General features: G+C 71.1%; 11 protein-coding genes. 7 read left to right on the forward strand and 4 right to left on the reverse strand.

The window, feature by feature from the left end; translation table 11 throughout:
- Positions 1-100: 100 nt before the first annotated feature.
- Both DFJ67_RS26760 and DFJ67_RS26765 read left to right on the forward strand, forming a co-directional pair.
- Complete coding sequence (locus DFJ67_RS26760) at positions 101-952, forward strand: aldo/keto reductase (RefSeq protein ID WP_239096974.1); 852 nt, start codon at positions 101-103, stop codon at positions 950-952.
- A gap of 23 nt (positions 953-975) precedes the next feature.
- Positions 976-1962 carry an aldo/keto reductase gene (locus DFJ67_RS26765; RefSeq protein WP_116070552.1) on the forward strand — a complete coding sequence of 329 codons (987 nt, stop codon included), beginning with the start codon at positions 976-978 and terminating at the stop codon, positions 1960-1962.
- 3 nt (positions 1963-1965) lie between these two features.
- On the opposite strand, the gene DFJ67_RS26770 is transcribed toward DFJ67_RS26765, so the two are convergent.
- Positions 1966-2457, reverse strand: a complete 492-nt coding sequence (locus DFJ67_RS26770) for a beta-class carbonic anhydrase (RefSeq protein ID WP_116070553.1) — start codon at positions 2455-2457, stop codon at positions 1966-1968.
- Positions 2458-2526: 69 nt separating this feature from the next.
- On the opposite strand from DFJ67_RS26770, the gene DFJ67_RS42880 reads away from it, so the two are divergent.
- From DFJ67_RS42880 to DFJ67_RS26780, 3 genes are all read left to right on the forward strand, one after another.
- A complete protein-coding gene (locus tag DFJ67_RS42880; RefSeq protein ID WP_170215991.1) occupies positions 2527-3030 on the forward strand; it encodes a DUF4395 domain-containing protein in 504 nt (167 codons plus the stop codon).
- Positions 3027-4445, forward strand: coding sequence for an aromatic amino acid lyase (locus tag DFJ67_RS26775; RefSeq protein WP_170215992.1), 1419 nt, complete (start codon positions 3027-3029; stop codon positions 4443-4445). Before DFJ67_RS42880 ends, DFJ67_RS26775 begins: the two co-directional genes overlap by 4 nt.
- Before the next feature lie 83 nt (positions 4446-4528).
- On the forward strand, positions 4529-6880 hold the full coding sequence (locus DFJ67_RS26780; protein WP_116070555.1) for a glycoside hydrolase family 3 protein: 2352 nt from the start codon (positions 4529-4531) through the stop codon (positions 6878-6880).
- A 4-nt stretch (positions 6881-6884) separates the two neighbouring features.
- Here DFJ67_RS26780 and DFJ67_RS26785 read toward each other — a convergent pair whose 3' ends face one another.
- Entirely contained in the window at positions 6885-7496 is a 612-nt protein-coding gene (locus DFJ67_RS26785; protein WP_116070556.1) for an LUD domain-containing protein, read from the reverse strand.
- A gap of 85 nt (positions 7497-7581) precedes the next feature.
- Here DFJ67_RS26785 and sigJ point away from each other — a divergent pair, with 85 nt between their 5' ends.
- Together sigJ and DFJ67_RS26795 are read left to right on the forward strand one after the other, a co-directional pair.
- Complete coding sequence (gene sigJ / locus DFJ67_RS26790) at positions 7582-8442, forward strand: RNA polymerase sigma factor SigJ (protein ID WP_116070557.1); 861 nt, start codon at positions 7582-7584, stop codon at positions 8440-8442.
- A 4-nt stretch (positions 8443-8446) separates the two neighbouring features.
- Positions 8447-9217, forward strand: a complete 771-nt coding sequence (locus DFJ67_RS26795) for an alpha/beta fold hydrolase (protein ID WP_116070558.1) — start codon at positions 8447-8449, stop codon at positions 9215-9217.
- An 11-nt stretch (positions 9218-9228) separates the two neighbouring features.
- Here the strand turns inward: DFJ67_RS26795 and DFJ67_RS26800 are convergent, their stop codons facing one another.
- Entirely contained in the window at positions 9229-10308 is a 1080-nt protein-coding gene (locus DFJ67_RS26800) for a DNA glycosylase AlkZ-like family protein (RefSeq protein ID WP_116070559.1), read from the reverse strand.
- Between the two features lie 26 nt (positions 10309-10334).
- Positions 10335-11414, reverse strand: coding sequence for a thioesterase domain-containing protein (locus tag DFJ67_RS26805; protein ID WP_116070560.1), 1080 nt, complete (start codon positions 11412-11414; stop codon positions 10335-10337).
- Positions 11415-11417: the final 3 nt, after the last annotated feature.

An 11417-nucleotide genomic window follows, 5' to 3' on the forward strand; every position in this document is an offset into this window, starting at 1 on the left:
GATCGACCCTATGACGGCGGCCGCACGGCAGGGAGGGTCTGGCATTACCGGGGAAGACCGTCACTGCCTCCTGCACGGAAAGTCCGGTTTCCTGGTCGTCGTGACCCCACACATCACCCTCAACAACGGCGTTCAGATGCCGGTCCTCGGGTTCGGTGTCTTCCAGGTGCCGGCGGAGCAGACCGAGCAGGTCGTCACCGACGCCCTCGCCGCGGGCTACCGGTCGATCGACACCGCCGCCTCCTACGGCAACGAGGAAGCGGTCGGCCGCGCCATCGCCGACAGCGGCATCCCTCGCGACGAGCTGTTCGTCACGACCAAGATGTGGATCCAGCACACGGGAGAGGACACCGCGAAGCGGGAGTTCGACCGATCGCTGCGCCGGCTCGGCCTGGACTACCTGGACCTTTATCTCATCCATCAGCCGATGGGCGACTACTACAGCTCCTGGCGGGCGATGCAGAAGCTGCACCGCGAGGGTTTGATCAGGGCGATCGGGGTGTCCAACTTCTACCCGGACCGGCTCGTGGATCTGATCGAGCACAACGACGTCGCGCCGGCGGTCAACCAGGTCGAGACGCACCCCTTCTTCCAGCGCCGGGCCGACCAGGAAGTCATGCGCGAACACGGCGGCGTACGCATCGAGTCCTGGGGTCCCTTCGCCGAAGGCCGCAACGACCTGTTCACCAACCCGGCTTTGGTGGAGATCGGCGGTGCGCACGGCAGGTCGGTCGCCCAGGTCGTGCTGCGCTGGCTCATCCAGCGTGACGTCATCGTCATCCCTAAGTCGGTGCGCCAGGAGCGGATGGCGGAGAACCTCGACGTCTTCGACTTCGAACTCACCGACGACGAGATGTCCCGGATCGCCGGCCTGGACACGGGCGCGTCGGCCTTCTTCGACCACCGCGACCCGGCGATGGTGAAGTGGCTCGGCGGCCGGCGCGTCGACTGACAACCCTTGATTAGGAGAGCATTGTGGACACTCGTACCCTTGGCGACAGCGGTTTGGACGTTTCGGCTATCGGGCTGGGCTGCATGGGGCTCAGCCACGCCTTCGGGCCGCCGGTTGACGATCGGGTCGGCATCGACCTCATCCGCGCGGCCGTCGACCGGGGCATAACCTTCTTCGACACCGCGCAGATGTACGGCCCGTTCGTCAACGAAGAGCTTGTCGGTCAAGCCCTGGCACCCCTGCGCGATCAGGTGGTTATCGCGACCAAGTTCGGGTTCGCCTTCGACGGCAACCGGACCGGCGGCCTGAACAGCCGGCCCGAGCACATCAAGGCCTCCGTTGAGGACTCCCTTCGGCGGCTGGGCGTCGACCACATCGACCTGCTCTACCAGCACCGCGTCGATCCTGAGGTGCCGATCGAAGATGTGGCCGGCGCGGTGCGCGAGCTGATCGCGGCCGGCACGGTCAAGCATTTCGGCCTGTCCGAGGCCGGCGTCGACGTCATCCGCCGCGCGCATGCCGTGCAGCCGGTCGCCGCGCTGCAGAGCGAATACTCCCTGTGGTGGCGCGAGCCCGAGGAGCGGATCCTGCCGACGCTGATCGAGCTCGGCATCGGGTTCGTGCCGTTCAGCCCGCTCGGCAAGGGCTTCCTGACCGGGGCGATCACGAGCGACACGGCGTTCGACGACACGGACGTGCGCAACACCCTTCCGCGGTTCACCGCGCAGGCCCGTGCGGCCAACCAGGACCTGGTCGACCTGCTGACCACCATCGCCGCCCGCAAGGGTGCCACCAACGCGCAGGTCGCGCTGGCCTGGTTGCTCGCCCAGCACCCGTCGATCGTGCCCATCCCCGGCACGACGAAGCTCCACCGCTTGCACGAGAACAGCGGCGCGGTCGACGTCGACCTCACGCCCGAAGACCTGAAGGAGCTCACCGCTGCCGCTGACCGGGTCGAGATCCTGGGGGAGCGCTACCCCGAGCACATGCAGCGAATGATCAACCGATAGGAGTTACTTGACCTCGCGCAGCGCGCCGGTGTGCACGTCGTAGACGAAGCCGCGCACCGAATCCTTGACCGGGATGAACGGGTCGGCCTGGATGCGCCGGATCGACTGGCGGACGTCTTCGTCGAGGTCGGAGAACGCCTCCGCCGCCCAGGCCGGCTTCTGCCCGGTCTCGGCCTGGATCGCGGCCTTGAACGCGTCGTCGCTGAAGGTCAGCATCCCGCAGTCGGTGTGGTGGATAAGGATGATCTCGGTGGTGCCCAGCAGCCGCTGGCTGATCGCGAGGCTGCGGAGCTGGTCGGCGGTGACCACGCCGCCGGCGTTGCGGATCACGTGTGCGTCGCCCTCGCTGAGGCCGAGCAGCCCGTATGGGTTGAGCCGGGCGTCCATGCAGGCCACCACGGCCACGTTGCGGGCCGGGGGCAGTGGCAGTTCGCCCTTGTCGAAGGTGTCGGCATAGCGGGCGGCGTTGGTGAGCAGTTCGTCAGTGACGCTCATGTCGAGCAACCCTACTGACTTGATAGGTTATGGTCTAGGGCAAGTCGTCGTCTCACTCCGGAGCGACACATGTGGCGCAACCTGTTCAGCTTCCCGAACCCCGTCAACGAGGTCTCGGCGCGCCTGGTCGCGGGCGGCGTCGTGGTCCTGGCGGCCGTCACCCTGATCTTCGACCTGCGGTGGCTGGCGGTCGCCATCGCATACGGGTTCCTGGCCCGGGTGGCGACCGGTCCGACGCTCTCGCCGCTCGGGCAACTGGTCACCCGGGTCGTCACGCCGCTGCTGCCGGTCGCGGCCAAACCGGTTCCCGGGCCGCCGAAACGCTTCGCGCAGGGCATGGGCGCCGTCATCACCACGACGGCGGCGGTCCTCTGGGCCGGCTTCGGGCTGGCCACCGCCGGCAAGGTCCTGATCGGGCTCGTCATCGTGGCGGCGGTCCTCGAGTCGGTGTTCGCCTTCTGCATCGGTTGCAAGGTCTTCGCTCTGCTGATGCGGGCCAACCTGATCCCCGAGTCCGTGTGCGAGCAGTGCAACGACATCAGGGCGCCGCGCAGCCAGCCCCTCGCCTCGTGAGCCCGGGTCCCACCGTCGACCTCGACGGCGCCGGCCTGCGGTCGCGCGACGTCGAGACGATCGCCCGCGGCGGCGCCGAGGTGCGGGTCACCGACGCCGGCTGGGGCCGGATCGCCGCGGCCGCCGACTCCGCCCGGCAGCTCGCCGGTGCACCGGTCTATGGCCGCACCACGGCCGTCGGCGCCAACAAACACACGCCGGCGACCGGAGGCAACGGGCTGCGGCTGCTGCGCAGTCACGCCGCCGGCGCCGGATCACCCATGCCGGCCGACCAGGCCCGCGCGATGCTCGCCGTCCGGGTCAACCAGCTCGCGGCGGGCGGAGCCGGCATCCACCCGCGGGTCGTCGCCGCACTGGTCGACGCGCTGAACCAGCGACTCACCCCACCGGCCCGCCGGATCGGTGCGATCGGCACCGGCGACCTGACCGCGCTCGCCACCACCGGCCTGTGCCTGCTCGGCGAGCGACCGTGGCAGGGCGGCGCGATGCCACCGGTCGACATCGACGACGCCGACGCGCTGCCGTTGATCAGCAGCAGCGCGGCGACCATCGGCGCGGCGGCGTTGGCGTGGTGCGACGCCGACCGGCTGCTGCGGGCGATGGTCACCGTCGCGGCCCTGTCGATGGCGGCGGTCGACGCCTCGCCGGAGCCGTTCGCCGCCGCGGTCCAGGCTGCGAACCCGTTTCCTGGCCAGGCGCGGGTGGCGGCGCTGGTGCGCGGCCTGACCGAGAGCTGGACCCCGCCGGCCCGCAGGGTGCAGGACTCCTACGCGTATCGGGCGTTGCCGCAGGTGCACGGCACGGCCCTGGACGCCGCCGACCGGCTGGACGCCGTGCTCACGGTCGCGCTCAACGCCGCGGCCGAGAACCCGCTCGTCGACACCGCCGGCCCCCTGCACAACGGCAACTTCCACACCGCGGCGCTGGCCGCGGCCACCGACGCGCTCTGCAGCGCGCTCGCGCAGACCACCGCTCTGTCGGCGGCCCGCCTCGCGAGCCTGGTCGACCCGCAGACGACGGGATTGCGCGCGTTCCTCGCCGCCGGCCCCGAGGACAGCTCGGGCGTGATGATCCTGGAGTACGTCGCACACAGCGCCCTCGCCGACCTGCGCGGCCAAGCCGGCGGTGCGGTCGCGGCGGCTTCCGGCGGCGTGCTGTCGCTGGGCGCCGAGGAGCACGCGAGCTTCGCGACCCAGTCGGTGACCCGGCTCGCCGCCGGGCTCGACGCGGCCGCCGTGGTCGTCGCCTGCGAGCTGGTGGCGGCGACGCGGGCCGTGCGGCAACGGGGCAGCCGGCTACCCGCCACACTGGCGACGGCCGCCGATCGCCTCCCGGCCGACGACGCGGACCGCAGCCTCGAGCCCGACCTCGACACCGCCATCGCCCTGCTGCCAGGGTTGGCGGACCAGGGTTGACCCATTGACCGTTGTCCTTCTACTCTGGCGAGACGGCGATTGAATCCTTTCAAGACCCGTTCCGGCTTCGGAGGTTTGGCCTGATGGACTACCGGAAGCTCGCGGAATCGCTCGACCTGCCCGCGAAAGTGCGGCTGCTGACGGGTGCCAGCGTGTTCACGCTCGCGCCGGAGCCGGCCGTCGGCCTGGGCGAGGTGCGAATGTCCGACGGACCGACGGGGGTACGCGGGCTCACCTTCGCCGGCGGCCCGGTGGTGGCGCTGCTGCCCAACGCCACCCTCCTCGCGTCGGCCTGGAGCGCGGACACCGCCTACGAGGTCGGTCGGCTGCTCGCCGAGGAGGCGATGGCGCAAGGCATCCACGTGGTCCTCGGTCCGACGATCAACCTGCACCGGTCGCCGCTTGGCGGGCGGCTCTTCGAGGCCTACTCCGAAGATCCGTTGTTGACCGGCAAGCTGGCCGCCGCCTACGTCCGCGGCATGCAGGACAGCGGCGTCGGCGCCTGTCTCAAGCACCTGATCGCCAACGAGTCGGAGACCGACCGCACCACTGTCGACAGCGTCGTCGACGAGGCCACGCTGCGCGAGCTCTACCTGCTGCCGTTCGAGATCGCCGTCGCGGAGGCGGACGCCTGGTCGGTGATGGCCGCCTACAACGACGTCAACGGCGTGCCGGCGACCGAGCAGGACCACGTCGTCAACGGCATCCTCAAGGGGGAGTGGGCCTACCCGGGGCTGGTCGTCTCCGACTGGTTCGCCACCAAGAGCGCCGCGCCGGCCGCCAACGGCGGGCTCGACCTGGTGATGCCCGGCCCTGACGGTCCGTGGGGTGACGCGCTGGTGGCCGCCGTCGAGGCCGGCGAGGTCACCTCGTCGGTCGTCGACGATCATGTGGCCCGGCTGCTCCGGCTCGCCGACCGGGTCGGTGCGCTCGGCTCGCTCCGCACCAGGCCTGCGGCCCTGCCGGCGCCCGACAGTCCGGCCCGGCGGGAGCAGTTGACGCGGCTGGCGGCGGCCGGGATGACCGTGCTGACCAACCGCGACGAGGTGCTGCCGCTGGCCGGTGACGCGCGGGTCGCGCTGATCGGCCGGCACGCGGTCGAGACCATCTGCATGGGCGGCGGCTCGGCCCAGGTCAACCCGCCCTACCAGGTCAGCGTCGCCGACGCGTTGACCGGCGCGACGGTGACCGACGGGGTGGAGGTGCGGTCGCGGCCGGTGCCGGCGCGGGCCGGTTTCCTGCCCGATCTCCGGTTCACCATCCGCGGCGCCGACGGCGCGGTGCTCGACGAGCGGGTGGCCAGCGGGTCGTCGATCGTGGCGGGCTTCGACGACGGGCTGGCCGGCCAGATCGCCACGATCTCGGTGCAGGCCCGGTTCGCCGTGGGCGGCGAGATCGAGGTGGGCGCGATCGGCGCGGGCTCGTGGCGGTTGCGGGTGGGTGCACTCGATGTGGCGTACGACCTGGTGGTGCCCCCAGGCGGCTTCGGCGTCGAGGTCCTGGCACCGCCGGTCGCGACCAGCCGCGTGCCGGTCGTGGCCGGCGACCTGCTGGAAGGCGTGGTCACCCTCGACCCGTCGGGCCCGATGGGCAGCGTGGGCCGGTTCGGCATCGTGGCCCGCCCGGCGCCCCGCGACCCCGACGAGGTGATCGCCGACGCGGTGGCCGCCGCGGCCGCGGCCGACGTGGCGGTGGTCGTCGTCGGCCTCACCGAGGAGCAGGAGACCGAAGCGGTCGACAAGCACACCCTGCGGCTGCCCGGCCGGCAGGACGACCTGGTCTTCGCCGTCGCCGGTGCGGCAGCGCGGACCGTGGTCGTGGTGAACGCGGCGACACCGGTGCTGATGCCCTGGCGCGAGCAGGTCGACGCGATCCTCTGGGCCGGCCTGCCCGGCCAGGAGGGCGGGCACGCCGTGGCGGCGGCGCTGACCGGCGCCATCGAGCCGGCGGGCCGGCTGGTCACCACGTTCCCGGCCGCCGACGGCGCGAGCCCGGCCTGGTCGGTGACCCCGGTCGACGGCAAGCTGCCCTACACCGAGGGCACCTTCATCGGCTACCGGGGCCACCACGCGGGCCGGGCACCCGCGCCGGCGTTCTGGTTCGGGCACGGGCTCGGCTACGCGACCTGGTCCTACAGCGACGCCCGCTGGTCGCACCCGAGCGTCTCGGTCACCGTGACCAACACCGGAACGAGGCCCAGCCGCGAGGTGGTGCAGGTCTACTTCGCACCGTCCGAACCGGACCAGCCGGTGCGGCTGGTGGGCTGGGCCGCGGCGGAGGCGGCGCCGGGTGAGTCGGTGCCGGTCACGGTGGACTGCGACACCCGCCTCTGGCGCCGCTGGGACGGCGCTGGCTGGGCGACGCTGACCGGCGGCACGTTGCTGGTCGCCCGCGGCCTGGGCGACATCCGCGCCACGCTGCCACTGACGCCGTAACCACTCAGAATCCGATGGCTTCGCGCAGGAGCAGGACGGTGCCGCGACCCGGTTGGGGTTCGGCGTTGAGGATGAGGATGCGGTTGAGCGCGCTCGGCTGGCCGTACACCTCCATCGCCCGGCCGTTTTCCAGCGGGAGGCAGTGTTCCTCGAGGCGGCGCAGGGCGGTGCTCAGGTCGGGCACCACCTTCTGCGCACCGACGATCCAGATCGCGTGGCCGGCACCGCCGGCGTAGCCGGGTAGTTGGCCGCCGCTGGCCGAGCCCGCGACGAGGGAGCCGGTCTCGGTGACCGCGTGGACGCTGCCCAGGATCACGTCGGGGCTGGAGATCATCGCCCAGATGTCGCGGGCGGTGGTGGCGCGGTCCATGGCCACCGTGCGGCCCTTGACCGGGTCGTAGCGCCCGCTGCTCGCGATGTCCTCCTCGATGCCCGACCGGCGCAGCGTCTCACTGGCCCCGGTGAACACACTGGCACCCTCGGGAACCAGCTCTTTGACGCGGGCGCGCGCGGCGGCGACGTCGTCGAGGATCTCGACGGCGAAGTTGTGGGCGGTCAAGGCGGCGGCTGCCCGCTCCAGACGCTCGGCGGACGCCGGCTCGGTGAAAGATGTCATGGTGGTTCGACAATCCGGCGCCGCGAAATGTCAGGCCTCACGTTTCGGTCCGCTGTCTTGTCGAACAAGGTGAGGGGGTGGCGACATGGGTGCGGTGATCAGTGAGCGACGGCAGTTGATCAACATCGCCTACCGGCTGTTGGGCTCGCTGTCCGAGGCGGAAGACGCGGTGCAGGAGGCCTATGCCCGCTGGTATGCCCTGACACCGCAGGACCGGGCGGCCATCGAGTCGCCCGGCGCCTGGCTGACCACGGTCGCCAGCCGCATCTGCCTCAACGTGCTCGGCTCGGCGCGGGTCAGACGGGAGAGCTACGTGGGCGACTGGATCCCCGAACCGCTGCCCGACAGCACCATCGTCGACCCGGCCGACCGGGTCACCCTCGACGAGTCGGTCGGCATGGCGTTCCTCGTGGTGCTCGAGTCGATGACCCCGGCCGAGCGGGTCGCGTTCATCCTCCACGACGTCTTCGGCTACTCCTTCGCCGAAGTCGCTGACGTCGTCGGTCGCACGCCGGCGGCCTGCCGCCAACTGGCCTCGTCGGCCCGCCGGAAGACCCGCGCCGCGGCGGCTCCCACGACCCCGGCCGCCCGGCAGGCCGCCACCGTCAAGGCTTTCAAGAAGGCCTGGGAGGCCCAGGACATCGACGCCCTCGTCGGCCTGCTCGACCCCGACGCCACCGCGACCGGCGACGGCGGCGGCCTGGCCGTCACCTTCGTGGACCCGATCGTCGGCGCCGAGGAGATCGCGCGGGCCTGGGTCGGGATCGCACAGCGGACGCCCAGCGACATGACGTTCCTGGAACGCACGGTCAACGGCCAGCCCGGCGTGGTGGCACAACAGGCCGGCGTCACGGTCACGGTGTTCGCGTTCGAGGTCGCGGGCGACCGGATCAGGCACATCTGGGTGATCCGCAACCCGGAGAAGCTGCGGCCCTGGATACGGTGACGGCATGACGGGCTATGTCGAGGTGGTCGGGCTGCGCACGTGGCACGAGGTATCCGGTGAGGGCGATCCGCTCGTCCTGCTGCACGGCGGTTTCGTCGGTGCGTCCTCGTTCTTCGCTCAGGTCCCGGCGCTCGTCGAGGCCGGCTACCGGGTCCATGTCCCCGAGCGCCGCGGGCACGCACACACGCCGGATGTCGAGGGTCCGGTGAGTTACTCGGTGATGGCCGACGACATGGTCGCCTATCTGGAGCAGGAAGTCGGCGCGCCGGCTCACCTCGTCGGGTGGAGCGATGGGGCGGTGGTCGCGCTGCTGGTGGCCCGGCGCCGTCCGGACCTGGTGGCACGGATGGTGCTGATCGGCCAGTACTACAACTCCTCCGGCCGGGTCGCCGGCGAAGAACTGGTGGCCTACCTCAACTCGCCCGAGGCGATCACGTTCCTGCGCCGGGCCTACGACCCTGTTTCGCCGGACGGTCCCGACCACTTCCCGGTCGTGCACGCCAAGATGATGCACATGATCGCCACCGAGCCCGAGATCCCACTGGACACATTGGCCGGCATCACGGCACCGACCCTGGTGCTGCAAGGCGACCGCGACGAGGTCACCGTCGAACACTCGCTGGCCGTCGTCGCCGCGCTGCCCGAGGCACGCCTGGCGGTGCTACCGGGCACGCACACCCTCCCGCTCGAGCGCCCAGAACTCGTCAATCCGCTGATCGTCACGTTCCTGCGTGGCACCGATCCAGCTCCGGACTGGGATGCCTTCACCGGCTGAGCACAGGCGCACTAGCCAGGAACGTCGAGGGCCAGCCGCAGCCAGTGGGCCAGGTCGCGGATCTCGGCGTCGACGGCCCGGGTCATCGCGGCCGTGAACGGCACGTCGCGGTGGATCGCGTCGACCCGCAGCACCCGGGCCTTGCGGTCGGCGGTCGCGTCGAGCTTGCCGACCAGGCGGTCGCCGTAGAGGATCGGCAGCGCGAAATAGCCCCAGCGGCGCTTGGCGGCGGGCTTATACATCTCCAGCGTGTAGTCGAACGCGAACAGGTCGGTCATCCGCTTGCGGTCGAAGACCAGCCGGTCGAGCGGCGAGAGCAGCGCCGCCCGGCCGGCGAACGGCTGGTCGAGCTGGGCCGGATCGACCCGCCAGGTGCCGCGGAGGCCCTCGACGACCGCGGGCTCGCCGGCCTCGCCGAGGTCGTTGGCCCGCGCCCGGGCGATGCCCAGAGCACGCAGCCGCCGGGCGGCGCGGATCAGCTGTGCCTCGCCGGCGGGCGTGACGTCGTCGGGGTAGATCCGGGTCGCCAGATCCCAGAGTTGCTCCCGGCCGTCGCGGCCCGCCACGGCGATCTCGCCGCGCCGCGCCATCGCCAGCAGCATCATGGCGCGGTTGCGGTCGTTGTTCCACCCCGACGAACTCCACGGGACCGCGCACGTGTTGGGCAGGGCCGACTGCGGCAGTGGCCCGTCGATGTCGAGCCTCGCCAGGATGTCGCGGCGGTACGCGTCATTGACGCGTACCCACTCCTTGCGTAGCTGCCGCCAGTCGTCGGGGTCGTCGGGCCCGGTCCACTCGGCCATCTCCGCCCGGTAGAGGGCGATGTCTTCCCGGGGCCGGATCATGCCGAGCAGCTCGACGAGCCGGTGGCGGTCGAGGGCGTCGACCAGCTCGGCCGGGTCGTAATCGGAACCGAGCCGGCTCCACAGCACGAGATCGGCGTTGGGCGCGACCGCTGCGGTGAGGTCGGCTTGCAGGAAGGTCAGGTGCCGCACGACATCGTGCATCGACTCGGGCCGGTTGCGGTCGAGGAGTTGCGCCCGCACGGCGATGCGTCGCGCGTCGCGCGCGGACAGCCGGTGCACGGTCACCGCACGAACCTAGCGCCTTGACGGAGTTAGGCGCCCATCTCATCCCGCAGGGTTTGCGCAACGACGGGGTTGGCGGCGATCGCCGCCAGATAGTCGGTTCCGCCCGAGATCCAGTGGGTCTCCAGGTTGGGCAGGAGCGGCTGCCAGTTGCGGGCGACGGCATCGGCCGCCGCAGGGTCTTCAAACATGATCACGCGGCCGTCGTACGGGCGAAGCTCGTGTTGGGTCTGCGCGAACGCGAGGAACGACCAGAGCATCTGGAGCCGGAGGAAATCGGCGGGCGCCATGTCTGGCTCGATCCACCGCTGCTCCAGCATCACGTCGAAGAACTTCTCGACGTCATCGCCTTCGCTCATGCCGAACCGCTCCTGCACGGTGCGGAGGCGATAGTCGAAGATCTCGTCGATGCCCCAGCCGCGGTCGATGAAGGGGTCCATCGAGGGCGCGTTCACCAGCGCGACGAACGCGACCTCCTGACCCCGCTGCCGCAGCCGCCGGGCCATCTCGAGCGCTATGACGCCACCGAGGCAGAGGCCGGCCAGCCGGTAGGGACCCTGCGGCTGCCGCGCGACGAGCTCTGGCAGATAACGGTCCGCATAGTCGGGAACCGACGCCAAGGGCCGCACCTCGCCCCGGTAGCCGGGTGCCTCGAACCCGTAGACGGGCCGGCCGGCACCCCAAGCACTGGCTTCCGTAATGAACCGGATGTTTCCGGCGCCCGAGGGGAGCACGAAGAGCGGGTCGCCGTCGCCCTGCTCGCGGAACGGAACCAGGCACGGCGGCGCCTGGCCGCTCCACGGGCTGAGGTATGACGTCCATACCTGCTCGGTCGAGAGCGCCCTGGGCGCGACCGGCCGCGCCTGCTGGTCTTCGGCGCCCGGCAGGCCGACGGCGGCGGCCAGGTCGCGGAGCACCGGGTTGTCGAAAACGTCGCCGACCTTGATCTGTAGGCCGGCCTGCCGGGCCCGGGTGACCAGCTCGACCACCAACAACGAATCTCCGCCCAGGTCGAAGAAATCGTCGTCCGGCTGAACCTCCGCCTCCAGCAACGCTTCCCAGATCCCACCGAGTCGTTCCTGAGGCGTGGTTACCGACATCATCTCCATGCG

It is taken from the genome of Asanoa ferruginea, from assembly GCF_003387075.1.
GTDB classification, from domain to species: domain Bacteria; phylum Actinomycetota; class Actinomycetes; order Mycobacteriales; family Micromonosporaceae; genus Asanoa; species Asanoa ferruginea.